This window comes from Chryseobacterium balustinum (assembly GCF_900168205.1).
Lineage (GTDB): Bacteria > Bacteroidota > Bacteroidia > Flavobacteriales > Weeksellaceae > Chryseobacterium > Chryseobacterium balustinum.
On record NZ_FUZE01000007.1, the window covers coordinates 44079 to 63092 of the forward strand.

The window sequence follows — 19014 nt, forward strand, 5'->3', positions numbered from 1 at the left end:
TTAAAGAAGATTTACTTTTCCTCTGAAAACTTGTTTCGCAGGACCTTCAAGCCAAATTTGACGGAATGTTTCTCCATCTTTTTCAGCATAAACTTTAAGGTCGCCGCCCAACGTTTTAACTTTTATGGAGGTTAGATTGCTTTTTTTCAAAAAAGTTAAAGCAGAAGCTGTAACTCCTGTTCCACAACTGTAAGTTTCGTCCTCAACGCCTCGTTCATAGGTTCTTACGAATATTTCTCCGTCAGAAATATTTTCCACAAAATTGACATTGATGCCTTTTTCTTTATAATTTTCAGAATTTCTGATGCTGTTTCCTTCTGCAAAAACGTTGAAACTGGCAATGTCCTCTACATATTTAATATAATGAGGCGAACCCGTATCTAAAACAGAATCTTCTCCATCATTGGTGATTTCTGTAACATCACCCATTTTTAGTTTTACAATATTTCCGTTGATTTCGGCTTCGTGAAGTCCGTCAATGGCAGTAAATACGGTTTTATTATCTTTAAAAATAGAAAGGAAGTGAGCAAAAGCTACCGAACAACGGGCTCCGTTTCCACAGAAGCTTTTTGAGCCATCAGAATTGTAGTAATCAACTTCAAAGTCTACATTTGCTGCGGTGTTTATTTTAATCAATCCGTCTGCACCAATTCCAAAGCGGCGGTCGCAAAGTTTTTGAATATTTGCAATTGAAAGATAATCCCACTCTCCAGAGCGGTTGTCTATCATTACAAAGTCGTTTCCAGTTCCCTGATATTTATAAAATTCCATACTTCTTTTTCTCTAAAATTAGCCTGCAAAATTAATGTAATTAAAACGAAAAAACGAACAGCGATTGCTGTCCGTTTTATTATTTAGAATGATTATCTTCTTGATCCGCTTCTTTGAGGATTGTTGTCAGAATTACTGTTGTTTTGAGGCGTTGTCTGCGTATTGTTTCTGTAATTTCCGCTATTGTTCTGTGTAGGTTGCGGTTGGTTTCTCATCCCGCTGCTTCTCTGACTCTGATTACGTGTGTTTGAATTATTTTGATTTCTCACACCGTTGTTAGAATTATTTCGAGGCTTATTATTATTATTATTATTATTATTATTATTATTATTATTATATGTTCTCTGATTGTTGTTGTATCGGTAAGAATTACTTCCGTTTCCTACACCGTTATTAGGTCTTTGACTTGTTGTAACCTTTCCTACCGCTCCAGAATTACGTTGTACATAGACTTTATTTCTGTTGCTTCCATAATAGTACGGTACTCCGTTGTCATAATAGTATCGCATATCGTCTCTGTAATAATATCCGTCGTTACCATAATATCCACCAGAACCGTAATATCCCGAAGGAGCATAATAATATCCGTTATCATAATATGGATCTCCGTAAGCATTGTTGTCGCTGTAGACCGCGCAGGATGTTAAACTAAAACCTAATAAAAGACCTGCTGTTATTTTTAATATATTTTTCATAATTGTACTCTTTATTTTTCTTTAAAACTTTTTTTCCAGCTGACATATCCTAAGATTGCCATCATAGTAAATACCAAATATTGAACCGAAGTTATTCCGTATCCTTTATAAATATACATCGGGATAGAAATGAGGTCACCCAAAATCCAGAAAAACCAACTTTCGATGCGTCTTTTCGCCATCAACCACATTCCGACCAAAAATACAGAAGTTGTAAAAACATCCAGCCAATTTGCCCAATCGAGATGATAAAAACCAAATTCTATATTTTCTACAGAAAAACGATTATCGATGTAAGGTTTGTAGTAATAAATGACCATTACAAGAAAGATGCTTAAGATGAAAAGTATTGCTGCCATCATCCATTCTTTCTTTTTTGCCCAGGAAACTTCTACGTGAATTTGATCTTCAGAACTTTTATTCCACAAAATCCATCCGTACACACTCATCACCGAATAGTAGACATTAATCATACAATCTCCAAGCAAGCCTGCGATAAAAAGAAGATAAACATAGATGATGGTAGAAACAATTCCTGTAGGATAAACCCAAATATTCTTTTTAATCGAAAAAAATACGCTCATAATTCCTAGAACAGTGGCAAAAGTTTCAAGGAAAATTTGCAGATCAGTGTATGTTTCGTAAGGTTTTATGAAGAGGTCATACATATTCATGGCTTCAAAAATAAGCAAAAAACACGGCATTTTAAAATGCATTAAAATAGGTGTAAATCAGTTTTATATAGTCTGGAATTAAAATAAATTGACGAAAGTTTGTCAATAAATGTTAAGGTCTCCAAATTTTTTATATTTTCGTAAATCTTTAAAACAAAGAAAACAATATGTCAAATATTTGGAAAACAAAACCGCTTGGAGCCTATGAGGCTGATATGAAAAAGAGTGAGCTTAAGCGAGTTCTGGGGAAATGGAGCCTTACTGCCATTGGTATCGGAGCGATTATCGGAGGTGGAATTTTTGTACTTACAGGTACCGGAGCTTATTATCATGCAGGTCCTGCTTTAGCTTTATCATTCGTCGTTGCAGGTATTGCCTGTATATTTGCAGCACTCTGCTATGCAGAATTTGCAGCTTTATTACCCGTTGAAGGTTCTGCGTATGCGTATGCATACGGAACGGTAGGTGAAGTATTCGCTTGGCTTATTGGTTGGGGATTGGTATTGGAATATGCGATGGGCTCGATGACGGTAGCAGTTTCCTGGTCCGGATATTTTAATAAATTTTTAAAAATCATTAACGTAGAGCTTCCTTATTATCTCACCAATGATTTTGCTACAGCAAAGCAATATGCAGTAGCTCATGGTTTAACAGAACCTAGCTTTGCATTTAATTTACCTGCATTTATCATTGTTTTGATTGTTACTTCAATTTTGGTAAAAGGTACTAAAGAAGCTGCAGGCGCAAACAATATGATTGTAATTTTAAAAACTTCTGTTGTTGTTTTTGTAATCGTTGTTGGAGCTCTATTTATCAATATGGATAATCTTACACCATTTATTCCGGACGAAAAAATGATTCTTCAGTCAGATGGAAAAATGGGAGCGGCGTATGGCTTTAACGGTATTATTGCCGGAGCAGCTGCTGTTTTCTTTGCATACATTGGTTTTGACGCAGTTTCTACACAGGCTGCAGAAGCAAAAAATCCTAGAAAAGATATCCCTTTTGCAATTATTACTTCATTGTTGGTTTGTACAGCTTTATATATTTTAATGTCATTGGTTCTTACGGGAATGATGAGTTATAAAGACTTTGGATCGGTTCCTGATGCATTAACGGCACCTGTTGCTGTCGCTTTTGAGAAGGCTACCGGAATGAATTGGGCAGTAATCTTAATCACCGTTGCAGCAACTATCGGACTTATTTCTGTATTATTGGTAATGATGTTGGGACAGTCTAGAATATTTTTGGGAATGGCAAAAGACGGTCTTCTTCCGAAAATGTTTAAAGAAATTCACCCGGTAAGAAAAACTCCTTATAAAAACACGATTCTTTTAGGTTTAATTGTAGCTACAGTTGCAGCACTTACACCAATCAGTACTTTGGTACATATGTGTAGTTTCGGGACTTTATTTGCATTTACAATGGTTTGTTTTGCAGTGTGGTTGCTAAGAATAAAAAAACCGGAACTAAAAAGAGGTTTCAAAACACCAATGCTTCCTGTTGTGGCATCATTAGGTATTTTAATCAATATTTATTTGATCATCAACTTAGAGCCTAGTGCAATCTATATGGCAATTGGTTGGTTAGCTCTAGGGCTTTTGATTTACTTCTTGTATGGGAAACGAAACAGTGTTCTGAATAAAGGGGGTTACGATGAATTTATGGAAAAATAAATTTTAAATATATACTTTACAATCCGCAGACTAATCTTCTGCGGATTTTTTTATTTTTGTTATTATGAAAAAGATCTTCACTTTGTTATTTTCTACGGTTGGTATATTGATGTTTTCTCAAAAGATCGAAATTTTTGAAACTATTTTAAATGATAAAATAAGCATCAGAGCAATCGAATTGTACGATAACAAAGTCTGGTACAGTGGAACGGATTCTAAATTCGGTTTTGTTGATTTAAAAAATAATAAAACTCAAAAACAGATCAAACTGTCTGAAAAGAAATTGCAGTTTAGAACATTAGCACAAAATAAAGACGCTTTTTATGCTATTAATATCGAAAGCCCGGCTATATTTTTCAGAGTTGATAAAAAAACTTTAGAAAGTGAGATTGTAGAAATAGATTCTGCAAAAAATGCGTTTTATGATGCGTTACATTTTAATAAGGATAAATTTTACACATTCAGCGACCCTGAAGATGATTTAGAATTTAAAATGCCTACATTTTCTGAAAAAAATGGAAGTTTTAATTTTCATTTAGAAACATCATCAGCTTTTTTACTTTATAAAGGTGAAGCTGCTTTTGCAGCCAGCAATACAAATATTTCTTCTACTAAAAATTTTATTTGGATGGCAACTGGCGGTGCATTTTCAAGAATTTTTAGATTGAATTTGAATACACAAGATTTTGACATTTTTAAAACGCCTTTTATTCAAGGTGAATCTTCTCAGGGGATTTATTCAATAGATTTTTATAACGAAAAATTCGGAGTTGCAGTTGGTGGTGATTACACAAAGCAGGAAGCTAACGTTAATAATATTGCAACAACAAATGACGGCGGAAAAACCTGGCAGATTCAGGCATCAGGAAAAAATGCAGGATATACAACGTGTGTAAAGATAAAACCCAATTCAAAAGGAAAAGAAATGATTTCGGTTGGAGATCAACACATCAGTTATTCTTCAGATTTCGGAAAAACGTGGAAGAAAATTTCTGATGAAAAAGGGTTTTATGTTTGCAAATGGGTAGATGGAAATACGGTTGTTTTTGCCGGAAAAGATAAAATTTCGCTTATGAAATTAAAATTTTAAATCTTTTAGATAGAACATATCTTTTCAATTGAAACAGAATTGAAATTTCTTAAAATTACCTTTGATAAAATTTTCGCATGAAAAATTTAAAAATATTTCTATTATTACTTCCGACATTTTTTTATACTCAGAAAATAAGGGTTTTCGTTTTGGCAGGCCAGTCGAATATGAATGGTTTTGGTTATAATAAAGATCTTCCCAATGATTTGAAAATGGTTAAAGATGTTTATATTTTCCAGGGGAATTCTGTTCCTGACGGAGAAAAAAATGGCGGAACAGGAAAATGGGATGTTTTGAAAGCCGGAAATGGAACTGGATTTAAAACTGACGGAAAAACAAATACACTTTCAGACCGATTTGGTTTGGAAGTAACGTTTGCTAAAAGAATGAAAGAACTCTTCCCAAACGATAAAATTGCGTTGATAAAATATGCAAGAGAGGGAACTTCAATAGACAGTCTTGCGACAGGAAGTTTTGGGTGTTGGGATTCAGATTATCACGGTAAGAATGGATTGAATCAATATGATTATTTTCTGAATACGGTAAAAAATGCTTTAAGCGAAAAAGATATTGACGGAAACGGAAAAACAGACGAGTTACAAATGTCCGGAATTTTGTGGATGCAAGGGGAGGGAGACGCAAGCTACAACGAAGAAATTGCCAATAATTATTATATTCATCTGAAAACTTTGATGTATCAAATGCGGGCTGCCTTACGCACTGGTGATTTACCGGTTGTTATTGGAAAAATTTCAGATTCGGGAAAAAATGAAAAAGGAAAAGTCTGGCCAATGGGAGAGTTGGTACAGTATGCTCAGGAGAAATTTGTAAGAGATGATAAAAATGCTGCGATTGTTCGATCAACCCAAAAATACAATTACGGAAACGACCCATGGCATTATGACAGTGCGGGTTACATCGATTTGGGAAAGAGTTTTGCAGACGAGGTATTTAGACTCATTATAAATTTCGAAAAGAAAGACTAATATAATTCATAAGCTCTAATTCAGAAGTAATGGTTAATTTTGCAGAATGAAATGTATCAATTTCATCAGTTTAGAAAAAATATAAAGTTTCAAATGAATTCGTTAATCGATAAATATAATATTCCAGGTCCGCGTTATACGTCTTATCCAACTGTTCCTTATTGGGACGAATCGACTTTTTCTCCGGAAAAATGGAAATCAAGTGTGATAAAATCTTTTAATGAAAGCAATTCGGGAGAAGGAATTTCAATATACATTCACCTTCCTTTCTGTGAAGCATTATGTACTTTTTGTGCTTGTCATAAGCGCATTACAAAGCAACACAGTGTAGAAGTTCCTTATCTTGAAAGTGTTTTAAAAGAATGGATGCTTTATCTTCAATTATTTAATGAAAAGCCGAAGTTAAAAGAACTGCATTTAGGAGGAGGAACACCCACGTTTTTTTCTCCGCAAAATCTAAAAACCTTATTGCAGGGAATTTTTGATACGGTTGAAATTGCAGAACATCCTGAATTTTCTTTTGAAGGTCACCCAAATAATACTACAAGAGAGCATCTTCAGACTTTATTCGATTTAGGATTTAGAAGAGCGAGTTTTGGGGTGCAGGATTATGATTTGAAGGTTCAGAAAGCGATCAACAGAGTTCAGCCTTTTGAAAACGTGAAAAATGTTACAGAATGGGCCAGAGAAATTGGGTATACAAGTATTTCTCACGATTTAGTTTATGGTTTGCCACATTCTAATTGGGAAAGTATGGCTCTTACCATTCATAAAACTTTAGAGCTAAAACCGGATCGTCTTGCTTATTATTCTTATGCTCATGTGCCATGGATAAAAGGAGTAGGACAAAGAGGTTTTGATGAAAACGACCTGCCAAGCGGTGAAGAGAAAAGAAGATTGTATGAAGACGGAAAAAAATTATTAGAAGAATTAGGCTATAAAGAAGTCGGGATGGATCATTTTTCTCTTGAAGAAGATGAGTTGTACAAATCTATGATCTCAGGAGATATTCATCGTAATTTTATGGGATATTCTTCGAGCAAAACTCAATTGATGATAGGTTTAGGGATGAGTTCTATCTCAGATTCTTGGTATGCTTTTGCTCAAAACGTAAAAACAGTTGAGGAGTACCAAAAAATTGTGGAAGAAGGCGAAATCCCTGTAGTGAAAGGACATGTTTTAAATGAAGAAGATTTATCAATCAGAAGACATATTCTAAACTTAATGTGCCAATTGGAAACTACTTTTGAAAATAAAGATGCCATTCCAGAGCTTGAAAATGCTTTTGATATGCTTCAGGAAATGGAACGCGATGAATTGGTTGAAATTAATCATAATCAAATAAAAATAACAGAAAAGGGTAGAGCTTTCACAAGAAATGTAGCGATGGTTTTTGATCTCAGAATGTTGAGGAACAAGCCCGAAACCAGAATTTTTTCAATGACAATATAAAAAAAAGCGATTCAGAAATGAATCGCTTTTTTATTGATCTAAAGTATATTTTTTAAAATTAGCTTGTTTATTTAATCTGAGTTTTGGAAAAGTAATTGAGCAAAATCTTTTTTCACGCAAAGATTTTAATTTTTAAGCTATTATTTTAAGGAGCAAAGAATAGCGACAAGTCGCTGATGAAGCTTGAATAAACGAGAGCTTTATAAAAATCAATTTATTGATTCATCTTTGCTCCTTAAAAATAAGATTTGTGAAAATCAATCTTTGCGTTAAATATAAATATTCATAATGAATAACTTATGTGTTTTTCTTAAGCCGAATTAAGGCTATTTAATAATTATTTTCTGGCTGTAAGATCTAAGATCTCCCGATTTAATATTGATGTAGTAAACTCCTGCAGGAATTCCCGAGATGTTGATGCTGTTTTCAAAATCAAATTTTGTTTCGTCTAGAACTTTTCTTCCTTCCGTACTGAAAATTTCAGCAATATTGTTGTTGCCTTTTAATCCATCCACAAAAATTCTTTCTGATGCAGGATTTGGGTAAACTCTGACTTGGCTGAATGTTGCATCCTGAACTCCCAAAGTTGTTGTTGTAATCTTATAAATCTTACCATTGTTTACAGCAGCCACATAAAGTTCTTTAAGATTGTCTTGTCCGAAGGTAGAAAAATTATTTCCGGTAAATGGTGTCGTCCATGAAATTGAATTGTTTGCGTCCATCATACCGATCTGTGAAGAACAATAATCTGCGAAAAAGTATTTTCCCTGTAAGCTTGGGTTTTGTGTTCCACGATAAACGTAACCTCCCGTAATAGAACATTTGCTTCCGGAATGATCATAAATCGCAACCGGGAATGTCATCGTTGAAGAAGCAGCACAGCCAGTTGCGTTATAAGTGTTATTTCCTTCATAACATCTCCATCCATAATTGATTCCCGCCTGTGTGATCGGCATTCGATTGATTTCCTCAAAAAGACCTTGCCCTACGTCGGCGATCATTGCATTCCCGGCAGTAAGATCGAAAGAAAATTTCCAGGCATTTCTTAGTCCGTAAGACCAAATTTCATCCAAACCTTCGATTCCTACAAAAGGATTTCCTGTAGGGATATTGTATGGTCCTGTAGAATTAATATCAAGTCTTAAGAGTTTTCCTAATAATGAATTTTTACTTTGAGCATTATTATTAGGGTCACCGCTACTTCCGCCATCTCCTGTTACAATCCATAAATTTCCGTCAGGAGCAAAATGAATGCTTCCACCATTATGATTAGCAAAAGGTTTTGGAATATTTAAAATAATTTTTTCTGAATTAGGATCAGCGGTATTCGGATTGGTAGAATTCACAGAATATCTTGCTACGATAATATTTCCAGCTGTATTGTTGTAGTACACGAAAAAATATCCGTTGGTTACATATTGTGGATGAAAGGCAAGACCTAAAAGTCCTCTTTCTCCATTGAATGTGATTTTACTGCTTATATTAAGAAAGTCTGCAGCATTCACGGTTCCGTTGGGTTGTATAATCTTAATGATTCCATTCTGTTGTACTACGAAAAGACGGCTGTCATTTGCGTTGGTAATTTCTACAGGACTTGTAAGCCCAGTTGCGAATTCTTCCAGAATAAAACTTTGGGATTGTAGTATTAGGGAAGAGAATAATGTTATTGAAAGTAATAGTCTTTTCATAATATTTTGAAATTTAAGGTGTTGTAAAGTTTAAATGAAAATTTCGTACCATTACCTGTTTTTAATATTTAATAAAATAAGTCATAAAATATCGTTAAAATAAGATTACCGATATATCTGAAAATAAACCATTTCTGTTGTCAAAAGTTCATAAAATATCAATAAAATCATTATATTTGCCGACTTAATTTAACGTAGTTATAACAAAATGCAAGGAAAAGGACTTATTACAATTGTTGCTATTGTACTAGGGTTAATTTGCTTAAATGAGCTATTACCAACCTGGTACGCCGGCAAAATTGAATCGCAAATCGAAGCTGCGAACGGAAACGAGAAAGAAATTCAGAGATTAAAGGATGAAACTTTAAATCTTGGGTTTACAGAACTTTCTTATGCTAAGGCAAAAGACAAAGAAATGAAGCTAGGTCTTGACCTGAAAGGGGGGATCAATGTTCTTTTGGAAATCAATCAGAGAGATTTGGTGAATGATTTAACTAATTATTCTACCAATCCTATTCTTATTGAAGCTCTAAACAGAACAGATGAAGCTCAAAAAAACTCTACAAAATCTTATATCGACAATTTCTTTGTTGAGTTTGATGCCGTAAACAAAGCAAAAGGCGCAAACCTTAAACTTGCAGATCCTGAAATCTTCGGAAATACTAATCTTTCTGAGATTAAATTTAACACCACCGATGATCAGGTAAGAAGCATTGTTAAAAAAAGAATTGATCTTTCTGTAGGTACTGCTTTTGAAGTAATCAGAACCAGAATTGATAAACTAGGAGCTATCCAGCCAAACGTACAGAGAGTTCCGGGAACGGCAAGAATCTCTGTAGAAATGCCGGGTATGAAAGATATCGATAAGGTAAAAAAGATGCTTCAGACTTCTGCGAAACTCCAGTTTTGGGAAATACAGCAGTTTGCTGAGGTTGCACCTTATTTCCAGACTTTAACGGCTGTAGTTGCTGCAAAAGGTGACTCTATGGGAGTTGCTAAAAACACTAATTTCCTTAATCTTATGCAAGGTGGTAAATCTGGAAGCATGAGCTCTGTAGGAAGTGTGAAATTGACAGATACTGCAAAAGTAAACAAGATATTAAATAGTAAAATTGCACAGTCTTTACGTCCTGCAAATATTAAATACACTCAGTTCATGTGGGGTTACAAGCCAGAATCTACGGATGAAAAAAGCTTGGTCCTATATGCTATAAGAGGTAATATCAATCAAAAAGCTCCGGTAGACGGTGCTGTAGAAACTGCAAGCATCGGTTACGATGAATTAAGCAGAGTAGTGGTAGATATGCAAATGGATTCTAAAGGTGCTAAAGATTGGAAAACGCTTACTGAGAAAAACGTAGGAAAACCAGTTGCTGTAACTTTAGATAACAGAGTATATACTGCGCCAAATGTACAGGGTGCAATTCCTAACGGTAGAACTCAAATCTCTGGTAACTTCTCTCAGGAAGAAGCTAAAGAATTGGTTGACGTTTTAGGAGCAGGTAAATTACCTGCGGGTGCAAAAGTAGTACAAGCTACACAAGTAGGTCCGTCTTTAGGACAGGAGTCTATTGATGCGGGAGTTTTATCATTCTCTATTGCGTTCTTAATTATTATTGCATACATCATTTTCTACTACGGTTTAGCAGGAGTTTATGCGGTAATTGCAATGATTATCAACTTATTCTATATTTTCGGAATTATGGATTCCGGAGACTTTACTTTAACGCTTCCTGGTATTGCGGGTATTGTACTTTCAATGGCGATGGCGGTAGATACCAACGTAATTATTTACGAAAGGACTAAAGAAGAATTGTTTGCTGGGAAAAATATTCTTGAAGCTTACAAAGATGGTTTCAAACATGCATTGAATGCAATTATTGATGGTCACTTAACGATGATTTTGACGGCGGTAGTATTGTTCTTCTTCGGAACAGGGCCTATCAAAGGATTTGCATTGACGCTATTGATTGGTGCTGTAATGACATTGTTTACATCAATCTTACTTTCAAGAGTAATGATCTTCCATAGATTAAATAAAGGTAAAGGTCTTTCAGTTTGGACTCCTCCAACGAAAAACTTATTCAGAAATACCTGGATCGATTTTATTGGAAAAAGAAAATATTCATATATCATTTCTGCAATTTTAACGGTAATTTCTTTAGGATCAATTTTCGTTAATGGATTTAAATTTGGTATCGATTTTACGGGTGGTAGAAACTACGTTGTAAGATTTGATAAAGAAGTAAATGCAGAAGATGTTGAAAATGGTTTAGTTAAAGTTTTCACGACTCAGGATGGTAAAAACTCTTCTGTAGAAGCTAAAACTTTTGGGAACAGCAATCAGCTGAAAATCTCTACAGATTACCTTATCAATGACGAATCATTGAAAGCTGACCAGACGATTGAGCAAAAATTATTTGAAGGTTTAAAACCGAATCTTCCTGCAAAAATGACTCTAGAAGAATTTAAATCTGCAGATACAGATCACGCAGGAATTATCTCTTCTGAAAAAGTAGGACCTTCTGTTGCTGATGATATTCAGACACATGGTACTCTTGCGGTTGTTGCTGCTTTGGCAGGTATTTTCCTTTATATTTTGGTGAGATTTAGAAAATGGCAGTTTTCATTGGGTGCTGTTGCAGCATTATTACATGATGCGATTATCATCTTAGGTGCATTCTCGTTATTCCATTCGGTAATGCCTTTCAACATGGAGGTTAACCAGGATTTCATCGCGGCAATTCTTACAGTATTGGGTTATTCAATCAATGATACCGTAATTATCTTCGATAGAATTAGAGAATACTTGAGAGAGAAGAAAGCACTTACTTTATCAGGATTGTTTGATGATGCTATTTCAAGTACTTTAGGTAGAACGTTTAACACGACATTTACCACTTTACTTGTAATTCTTGCCATCTTCATCTTTGGTGGAGACAACTTGAGAGGATTCATGTTTGCATTGCTAATCGGTATTGGTTTTGGTGCATACTCATCCATCTTTATCGCATCGGCAATCGCTTACGATTTCCTTAAATCAGGAAAAGAAGAAGACGTACACGGTAAATCTTCTTCAGATAAAGAATTACTTGCTACAAAGTAATATCAACTACATTAAATATATTAAAGAGCCTTTCATTTGAAAGGCTCTTTTTTTATGACTTTTAAATTTGATTAATGATTGTCCGCTTTTTGTCATATTAAAAAAATCTTTGTGTACTTATCTAAGTGAAACGCCTTTGCGAGCTTAAAAACAGCGAATTGTTTAAAGAAATCTTTGCGCTCTTTGCGTTAAAATTTTTATTATGATGTAAAACGGATATGCATAATTTGATTTTAATTAAAACTAAAACAGTTATTCCATCAACCAAAAACCATCAACTATCAACTATCAACCAACAACAATTCATCAATTTAACACGAATATTTTTCCTGATTTCCTTATTTTTGCACAACAATGGAAAACTCAAAAAAGAAAGCAGCAATGAGCTTTATATTTATCACCTTGCTGATAGATATAACGGGATGGGGAATCATCATTCCTGTAGTGCCGCAATTAATTAAAGAACTGATTCATGCAGACATCAGCGAAGCTGCAAAATACGGTGGCTGGCTCGGTTTTGCCTATGCTTTCGTTCAGTTTGTTTTTTCTCCGGTTGTGGGGAATCTTAGTGATAAATTTGGGCGAAGACCTATTATTTTGATTTCACTTTTTGGTTTTGCCATTGATTATATTTTGCTTGCTTTGGCTCCAACAATTCTATGGTTGTTTATAGGAAGGATTATTGCAGGAATTACCGGCGCGAGTGTTACCACCGCGAGTGCATATATTGCAGATATTTCTACAGATAAAGATAGAGCCAAAAACTTCGGATTAATTGGGGCTGCCTTTGGTCTGGGTTTTATTATAGGTCCGGTTTTAGGTGGTGTTTTAGGGCATTACGGAGCAAGAGTTCCGTTTTATGCAGCCGCAGGTTTATGTCTTTTAAATTTCCTTTATGGTTATTTTATACTTCCAGAAAGTTTAGATAAAGACAAAAGACGTGAGTTTAGTTGGAAACGTGCAAATCCTGTTGGTTCATTCAAGTTTTTAGGAAAACATCCTGAAATTTCAGGGTTAATCTTTGCTTTAATTTTAATTTATATTGCAGGTCATGCAGTGCAAAGTAACTGGAGCTTCTTTACAATGTATGAATTTGACTGGACAGAAAGAATGGTCGGAATATCTTTAGGAGTCGTCGGCCTTTTGGTAGGGTTGGTTCAGGGAGTTTTAATCCGATGGACAACTCCAAAGCTAGGTGAACAAAAAAGTATTTATTACGGATTAATATTATATGCGATAGGATTGCTACTGTTCTCATTCGCATCCGAAGGTTGGATGATGTTTGTATTTTTAATTCCTTATTGTCTGGGCGGAATTTGTGGTCCGGCATTGCAATCTGTGATTACAAAATCGGTTCCTTCAAATGAGCAGGGAGAATTGCAGGGCGCTTTAACGAGTTTAATGAGCGCCACATCCATCATCGGACCGCCTGTAATGACCAATTTATTCTACTTTTTTACGCATGACGAAGCACCGTTTAAATTTTCAGGAGCACCTTTCTTTTTAGCATTTATCTTAATGTCTGTAAGTGTAGTGGTTACCTATTATGCTTTTCAGAAAAATAAATCTTAAAATTTATTTAAAATTAAATATATCATAATTTATATATATAATCTTTTGTAATTTAGCACCATGGAATTAAGCATTGGAGAAATGGCACTTATTGCCATTGCAATTGTAGTTTTGTTTGGTCCGGATAAACTACCTCAAATTGCTCGCGACCTTGGAGCGGGAGTGAGAAAAATGCGTGGCGCAGTAGAAGACATCAAAACTGAAATCATGAAAGAGACAGATAATCCTGTTTCTGAAATAAAACGTGAGATCGAGAAAGTAAAAGATGCTGCAAAAGATTTTAACCCGATGAAGAACATCGAAGAAAATATTTTAAAGGAACAGCCTTCTGAAACAGAATTACCAAAAGTAAAACCTGCAGATGATGAAACTTACGAAGGACCGGTAAGCCGTTAAAATATGGAAGAAATTATTCAGGAAGATAAAAATCTCTTCCTTTATCTCAACAATTTAGGCGATACTCCGTTTGACCAGTTTTGGATGATGATTTCTGCAACCTGGATCTGGGTTCCGCTGTATGTAATTCTCTGTTATCTTTTATACAAAAATTTCAAATTAAAATCTCTGCTCTATATTCTCCTTTTCATAGCAATTGGAGTCACTGTTTCAGACCAGGTTTCAGGGATTTTTAAATATGGCGTTGCAAGATTAAGACCTTGTCATGACCCTTCAATTCAAAACGTAATGCGTATTGTAAAATGTGGAGGGCAATATGGTTTTTATTCGGCACATGCTTCAAATACTTTCTTTTTAGCAAGCTATTTAAGTTTTTTATTGAAAGATAAAATTAAATGGTTTCCTTATGCTATATTTGTTTGGGCTGCAGTTGTGGCTTACAGCCGTATATATTTAGGAGTACATTTCCCGATAGATATTTTGGTAGGGGCGTTTGTTGGAACTTTATTGGGAGGGCTTTTTGCTGTGCTCGCAAAAAAAGTGATAAACAAACAAACTATAAAACCATGAAAAAACATTTACTCACTCTTAGTGTAGTGATAACGTCTTTCGGTTTTTTATCTGCTCAGGATAAAAAAATAGCTGAAGAATGTTTTAAAAAAGCCGATTACCAATGTGCTGAAGAGCAATATTCAAAATTGGTGCTTTCAGAACATATTCAGAAATATCAATCAGAATATTACGTTAATTTAGGAACTGCACAAAGAAGATTAGGTAAAACAACTTTGGCTTTTAAATCCTATGAATCTGCTTTAAAATCAAACCCTAAATCTATTGCTGTTTACGAAAGTCTGGCTTCTTTACATAATCAAAAAGGAAATCGTACAAAAGCTTTAGAATATGCCAATACAGGGGTGAAACTTGAACCTGAAAATGCTGAAATTTATTTAATACGATCCAAGATCTACAATAATTTAGGCAAAAAAGATTTTGCAATGGCAGATCTGAAACAAATTCTCACTTTTGCTCCCGATAATATTTTTGGCAAGAACAGGATTAGCCAATCTTAAAAAAAATAACGGAGACCTTGAAGGTGCCTTAAAAGATTACAACCAGTTGCTTACCGAAAAACCTGAGTCTTTGCTTTACAACGGAAGAGCTGATGTTTATCTGAAAATGAAAAAATCAAAAGAAGCTTTAGCAGACATCAATAAAGCGATTTCTATCGATCCTAAATTTTCGCAGTCTTATGTTACAAAAGCTATCATTTTATTTGAATCTGCAAAAGATAAAGAAGCATGCTCCAATTTAGATAAAGCGGCTGCATTGGGTCACGAAAAAGCTTTATTGACAGAGTTTGAAGGTAAGTGTGCGAAAAAATAATTTGGCATATTTTACTTATGGAAAACCCTTACAAAGAACAAATTCAAAAAGAAAATACCGATACATTAGTTTACCAGATACATGTCGCGAGTTTCAGTTATCAAAAAGAATATATTTCCGGTTCAATTGATGAATTGAAAAAAAGGAATTATGATTTTTCAAGAATGACTCAAAACCTATATATTGAATACGTAGTTAAAGATTTTCCGACCGGATGGAGAAAAACTTTGAGAAAAATGTTTGATGATCTATCGGCTAACGGATGGACCAATGATGTACCGCTCGATTATAAATATTCTTGGGGCGAATTTGTTATCAAAGGTTTTCGTGCCGAGGCAAACAGTAAATGTTTGGATATTTACAGAAAATATAAAGAGATATTCCATTTGACCTGTAATAATTGTAGCAGCATAAAGAAAGTAGAACATTTTAATGATGAGTACTTATGTCAAAAATGCATTATTTCAAATTTACAAAAAAATAGAATCACAAAGATCAATGCGGCAGGATTTAGATACTACGAGACCTCTTTGAAAAAGTTCATGAACGTAAACTGGCAGGAAATTAAAAAAATAGAGATTGAAGGGGGAGAAGGAGAGTATTGGTTAAAATTATCTAAAATAAAGGATGAAGACATTTTTATTGACGGATATGTTTTTGATCCTACACAGTATTTACCTTTTAATTCATTCAATACCTTCAATTTTTTTAAGGTATTGAAAAAAATTCCTTCACAATATTTATCTATTGAACAGAATGAATTGCGAAACAGAATTTTGAACTTACAAAAATGTTTAGTTTGTACACGAAGATCAGTTTTGGATGACAAATGTATAATTTGCAGGAGTAATAATTCATCGATCCTTTTCCCCAATAATTCGCAATTAAGAAGATTCAAAACAACCGAGGGTATAATTAAAAATAAAAAAGAACACTTCAGATATTATTTATCATCTTTCACTGAAGTTAGATACAGATACAAAACAGATTCATCATTTAAATAAAAATAAAAAAAATCATGTTAAATATTGTTCTCGTAGAACCAGAGATCCCTAATAATACCGGAAATATCGGAAGATTATGCGTAGGAACCGAAAGCAGGTTGCATTTAATACATCCTTTCGGATTTTTGATCGATGATAAAAACCTGAAACGTTCCGGCTTAGATTATTGGGTGCATCTTGATGTAACAGAATATGAAAATGTCGACGAATGGATGAAAAGTATCCCTGATTTGTCTCGTGTTTTTCTAATGAGTTCACATGCTGAAAGATCTTACCTGGAAATTGATTTTCAGGATGGAGATTGGTTGGTTTTCGGAAAAGAAAGTGTAGGCTTGAGCAAAGACGTTTTAGACCGTTTTGAAAATCATTTGACGATTCCGATGTCTAAATTGATTCGAAGCTTTAATATCGCCAATTCGGTTGCATTTGTAGTAGGAGAGGCGAAAAGACAGATTACCTTAAAAAAATAGTTTTCAAAGGAATACTCCGTGTTTATTTTTCAAAATTTGTTCTTTTGGAATTTGCTGTCTTTACAATTTCACTAAAAGCAATTTAATGCAGATTGTGATTTGTAGATCACTCCTAATTATAGTTAAAAAATAATGAAATTTAAATTTTATTAAAAGTCTTTTGTATATTTGAAGAATATCACTTATTGAAGATTTATTTAAATTATGAAAACATTTTCTAGACTTATTTTATCGACAGCTTTTGTAATGACTTTAGCAATTTCAAATACAGCTTTTGCTCAGGAAACTAAAAATGAACTTGCTATCAATACCAATTCACTATTAGGAAATACGGTTAAAAGACATGAAGCGTCTCCTGAATTAAAAGCAACTACTTTGATTTTTATTGATAAAAATGAAAGCTCACTTGAGGATCTTAAAGAACTTAAAGGAGATCATGTAAAAGGCGTAAAAGTACTTTTAGACGATTCTGTAAAGAAAAAATTCAGACAAAAAGGGATTAAAGAGATTATTTCGGTTACTACAAAATAGTTAATCGTTGTGATAAGGTTTTCCCTGTAAAATCTGATCTGCTCTGTAAAGCTGTTCTACAATAAAAAGTCGGATCATCTGATGCGTAAAAGTCATTTTAGATAATGACATTTTTTCGTTGGCTCTGTTGTAGATCTCATCTGAAAAACCATACGCTCCACCAATCAGGATATGAACTTTTTTTACGGAAGAATTCATCCATGAATCTATTTTCTGTGAAAATTCACGGCTGGTAAACTGTTTCCCTTTTTCATCTAGAAGAATGACCAGATCATTTTTATCGATTTGATTTAAAAATAATTTGGATTCTTCTTTTTTGAGAAGGTCCGACGAAAGATTTTTGGCATTTTTCACATCCGGAATTTCTGTAATCTCAAAATTCCAATGTTTTGGAAGGCGGATAAGGTAATAACTGATCAAAGATGTAATTTCTTTGTCATCTGTTTTACCAATACAAACTAAACTGATTCGCATTTCTTATATTTGCTAAGCGCAAATATACTTTATGGCTTTAAAAATTCCTAAATTTATCGTGAAATTTCAAGAATTTCTAGACGACATCCATCTTCCGGTACTCGGAATATCGCTTTTGCAGATGTTTCAAATCTATATTTCAGGAATTTTTAAAGGTAATATAGGGAGGAAAGCAGCTGCCATTTCATGGAGTTTTACCTTAAGTTTATTTCCTTTTTTACTCTTCTTACTTTCGGTAATTCCGTATATGCCGCATTATGATAAGCTTCAGTTCTATATTTTTGAAGTTTTAATGCATAATATTTTCCCATCAAATATTGAAGGCGATGTAAGAAGCTATATTGAAGATAGTATCATCCCCAACATGAAGGGAATCAGTAATTTAACGATTCTTGTGGCACTTGTTTTTGCCACGAACGGTACTTTTTCTTTAATTAACGGATTCAATGAAAATTCAGAAGAAAAGCTGACGGATGTAAAAGAATTTATACTTTCTTTTTTTATCACCATTGGTTTTGTAAGTATTATTTTCTTGGCGCTTTTCGGCGTGTATTATGTGGAAGTTGTGCTCAAACTGTTTACACCGTCTTATGATGTTTCATGGCTCGTGAAAAACCTTTCCAAAATTATTGGTTTTGTATCATTTCCTGTATTTTATTTTATCCTATTGGCGATGTTTTACTGGTTGGGAACGGTCAAAATTATCAGATTCAGACAGGCGATTCCTGGAGCAATTCTTACAACCGTTCTGTTTGTTGTGACCACGTATTTCTTTGCTTTATATGTGAAAAATATTGCCCGTTACAATGTACTTTACGGTTCCATTGGAAGTATGATTTTATTAATGGTTTGGGTGAATGTAAATGTTTATCTTTTGCTTTTTGGAAACGAACTGAATATGGCATTGAGAAAATTAAGAATTGAAAAATTGCTTTCAGACGAAATCAAAAGAGAAGCAAAAAATTATCATTCTCAAAATTCTGAGCCCAATCTTGAAAGTGATGATGAACACAGAAGACCCTATCATGAGAAAAAAGAAAATTAGG

19 protein-coding genes are annotated in these 19014 nt (G+C 34.1%); 14 read left to right on the plus strand and 5 right to left on the minus strand.

Features of this window, described 5'->3' with window-relative positions; translation table 11 throughout:
* The 3 genes from dapF to pnuC all read right to left on the minus strand — a co-directional run bounded on the left by dapF (position 1) and on the right by pnuC (position 2140).
* Positions 1 to 771 (minus strand): diaminopimelate epimerase, encoded by a 771-nt coding sequence (dapF, locus tag B5X64_RS10410; protein ID WP_079465155.1) that lies wholly within the window; start codon positions 769 to 771, stop codon positions 1 to 3.
* 92 nt (positions 772 to 863) lie between these two features.
* Positions 864 to 1466, minus strand: coding sequence for a hypothetical protein (locus tag B5X64_RS10415; protein ID WP_079465156.1), 603 nt, complete (start codon positions 1464 to 1466; stop codon positions 864 to 866).
* A gap of 11 nt (positions 1467 to 1477) precedes the next feature.
* Complete coding sequence (pnuC, locus tag B5X64_RS10420; protein WP_079465304.1) at positions 1478 to 2140, minus strand: nicotinamide riboside transporter PnuC; 663 nt, start codon at positions 2138 to 2140, stop codon at positions 1478 to 1480.
* A gap of 167 nt (positions 2141 to 2307) precedes the next feature.
* Between pnuC and B5X64_RS10425 the strand changes: the two genes are divergently transcribed.
* The 4 genes from B5X64_RS10425 to hemN all read left to right on the plus strand — a co-directional run bounded on the left by B5X64_RS10425 (position 2308) and on the right by hemN (position 7344).
* A complete protein-coding gene (locus B5X64_RS10425; protein WP_079465157.1) occupies positions 2308 to 3816 on the plus strand; it encodes an APC family permease in 1509 nt (502 codons plus the stop codon).
* A gap of 64 nt (positions 3817 to 3880) precedes the next feature.
* Positions 3881 to 4906, plus strand: a complete 1026-nt coding sequence (locus B5X64_RS10430) for a WD40/YVTN/BNR-like repeat-containing protein (RefSeq protein ID WP_079465158.1) — start codon at positions 3881 to 3883, stop codon at positions 4904 to 4906.
* Between the two features lie 77 nt (positions 4907 to 4983).
* Positions 4984 to 5892 carry a sialate O-acetylesterase gene (locus tag B5X64_RS10435; protein ID WP_079465159.1) on the plus strand — a complete coding sequence of 303 codons (909 nt, stop codon included), beginning with the start codon at positions 4984 to 4986 and terminating at the stop codon, positions 5890 to 5892.
* 93 nt (positions 5893 to 5985) lie between these two features.
* Positions 5986 to 7344, plus strand: coding sequence for an oxygen-independent coproporphyrinogen III oxidase (hemN, locus tag B5X64_RS10440; RefSeq protein WP_079465305.1), 1359 nt, complete (start codon positions 5986 to 5988; stop codon positions 7342 to 7344).
* A gap of 326 nt (positions 7345 to 7670) precedes the next feature.
* On the opposite strand, the gene B5X64_RS10445 is transcribed toward hemN, so the two are convergent.
* Positions 7671 to 9032, minus strand: coding sequence for a PQQ-dependent sugar dehydrogenase (locus tag B5X64_RS10445; protein ID WP_079465160.1), 1362 nt, complete (start codon positions 9030 to 9032; stop codon positions 7671 to 7673).
* A 208-nt stretch (positions 9033 to 9240) separates the two neighbouring features.
* On the opposite strand from B5X64_RS10445, the gene secD reads away from it, so the two are divergent.
* From secD to B5X64_RS10485, 9 genes are all read left to right on the plus strand, one after another.
* A complete protein-coding gene (secD, locus tag B5X64_RS10450; protein WP_079465161.1) occupies positions 9241 to 12138 on the plus strand; it encodes a protein translocase subunit SecD in 2898 nt (965 codons plus the stop codon).
* 354 nt (positions 12139 to 12492) lie between these two features.
* Positions 12493 to 13710: a TCR/Tet family MFS transporter gene (locus B5X64_RS10455; RefSeq protein WP_079465163.1), complete on the plus strand. Its 1218-nt coding sequence runs from the start codon at positions 12493 to 12495 to the stop codon at positions 13708 to 13710.
* 60 nt (positions 13711 to 13770) lie between these two features.
* On the plus strand, positions 13771 to 14106 hold the full coding sequence (locus tag B5X64_RS10460; protein ID WP_079465164.1) for a Sec-independent protein translocase subunit TatA/TatB: 336 nt from the start codon (positions 13771 to 13773) through the stop codon (positions 14104 to 14106).
* A 3-nt stretch (positions 14107 to 14109) separates the two neighbouring features.
* Positions 14110 to 14676, plus strand: coding sequence for a phosphatase PAP2 family protein (locus B5X64_RS10465; protein ID WP_079465166.1), 567 nt, complete (start codon positions 14110 to 14112; stop codon positions 14674 to 14676).
* Positions 14673 to 15176 (plus strand): tetratricopeptide repeat protein, encoded by a 504-nt coding sequence (locus tag B5X64_RS23025; RefSeq protein ID WP_228418854.1) that lies wholly within the window; start codon positions 14673 to 14675, stop codon positions 15174 to 15176. The genes B5X64_RS10465 and B5X64_RS23025 overlap by 4 nt, the downstream gene beginning before the upstream one ends.
* Positions 15148 to 15489 (plus strand): tetratricopeptide repeat protein, encoded by a 342-nt coding sequence (locus B5X64_RS23030; RefSeq protein ID WP_228418857.1) that lies wholly within the window; start codon positions 15148 to 15150, stop codon positions 15487 to 15489. Before B5X64_RS23025 ends, B5X64_RS23030 begins: the two co-directional genes overlap by 29 nt.
* 17 nt (positions 15490 to 15506) lie before the next feature.
* Entirely contained in the window at positions 15507 to 16493 is a 987-nt protein-coding gene (locus B5X64_RS10475; protein ID WP_123920848.1) for a hypothetical protein, read from the plus strand.
* Between the two features lie 14 nt (positions 16494 to 16507).
* Positions 16508 to 16963, plus strand: coding sequence for a tRNA (cytidine(34)-2'-O)-methyltransferase (locus B5X64_RS10480; RefSeq protein ID WP_079465169.1), 456 nt, complete (start codon positions 16508 to 16510; stop codon positions 16961 to 16963).
* A gap of 204 nt (positions 16964 to 17167) precedes the next feature.
* Positions 17168 to 17494, plus strand: a complete 327-nt coding sequence (locus B5X64_RS10485) for a hypothetical protein (protein ID WP_079465170.1) — start codon at positions 17168 to 17170, stop codon at positions 17492 to 17494.
* On the opposite strand, the gene B5X64_RS10490 is transcribed toward B5X64_RS10485, so the two are convergent.
* Complete coding sequence (locus tag B5X64_RS10490) at positions 17495 to 17968, minus strand: 23S rRNA (pseudouridine(1915)-N(3))-methyltransferase RlmH (protein ID WP_079465172.1); 474 nt, start codon at positions 17966 to 17968, stop codon at positions 17495 to 17497.
* Between the two features lie 31 nt (positions 17969 to 17999).
* On the opposite strand from B5X64_RS10490, the gene B5X64_RS10495 reads away from it, so the two are divergent.
* A complete protein-coding gene (locus B5X64_RS10495) occupies positions 18000 to 19013 on the plus strand; it encodes a YihY/virulence factor BrkB family protein (RefSeq protein ID WP_079465173.1) in 1014 nt (337 codons plus the stop codon).
* Position 19014 lies beyond the last annotated feature (1 nt).

Coding starts and splice junctions, on each gene's coding strand:
- dapF (WP_079465155.1), bottom strand. CDS start 771: ATGGAATTTTATAAATATCAGGGAACTGGAAACGACTTTGTAATGATA.
- B5X64_RS10415 (WP_079465156.1), bottom strand. CDS start 1,466: ATGAAAAATATATTAAAAATAACAGCAGGTCTTTTATTAGGTTTTAGT.
- pnuC (WP_079465304.1), bottom strand. CDS start 2,140: ATGAATATGTATGACCTCTTCATAAAACCTTACGAAACATACACTGAT.
- B5X64_RS10425 (WP_079465157.1), top strand. CDS start 2,308: ATGTCAAATATTTGGAAAACAAAACCGCTTGGAGCCTATGAGGCTGAT.
- B5X64_RS10430 (WP_079465158.1), top strand. CDS start 3,881: ATGAAAAAGATCTTCACTTTGTTATTTTCTACGGTTGGTATATTGATG.
- B5X64_RS10435 (WP_079465159.1), top strand. CDS start 4,984: ATGAAAAATTTAAAAATATTTCTATTATTACTTCCGACATTTTTTTAT.
- hemN (WP_079465305.1), top strand. CDS start 5,986: ATGAATTCGTTAATCGATAAATATAATATTCCAGGTCCGCGTTATACG.
- B5X64_RS10445 (WP_079465160.1), bottom strand. CDS start 9,032: ATGAAAAGACTATTACTTTCAATAACATTATTCTCTTCCCTAATACTA.
- secD (WP_079465161.1), top strand. CDS start 9,241: ATGCAAGGAAAAGGACTTATTACAATTGTTGCTATTGTACTAGGGTTA.
- B5X64_RS10455 (WP_079465163.1), top strand. CDS start 12,493: ATGGAAAACTCAAAAAAGAAAGCAGCAATGAGCTTTATATTTATCACC.
- B5X64_RS10460 (WP_079465164.1), top strand. CDS start 13,771: ATGGAATTAAGCATTGGAGAAATGGCACTTATTGCCATTGCAATTGTA.
- B5X64_RS10465 (WP_079465166.1), top strand. CDS start 14,110: ATGGAAGAAATTATTCAGGAAGATAAAAATCTCTTCCTTTATCTCAAC.
- B5X64_RS23025 (WP_228418854.1), top strand. CDS start 14,673: ATGAAAAAACATTTACTCACTCTTAGTGTAGTGATAACGTCTTTCGGT.
- B5X64_RS10475 (WP_123920848.1), top strand. CDS start 15,507: ATGGAAAACCCTTACAAAGAACAAATTCAAAAAGAAAATACCGATACA.
- B5X64_RS10480 (WP_079465169.1), top strand. CDS start 16,508: ATGTTAAATATTGTTCTCGTAGAACCAGAGATCCCTAATAATACCGGA.
- B5X64_RS10485 (WP_079465170.1), top strand. CDS start 17,168: ATGAAAACATTTTCTAGACTTATTTTATCGACAGCTTTTGTAATGACT.
- B5X64_RS10490 (WP_079465172.1), bottom strand. CDS start 17,968: ATGCGAATCAGTTTAGTTTGTATTGGTAAAACAGATGACAAAGAAATT.
- B5X64_RS10495 (WP_079465173.1), top strand. CDS start 18,000: ATGGCTTTAAAAATTCCTAAATTTATCGTGAAATTTCAAGAATTTCTA.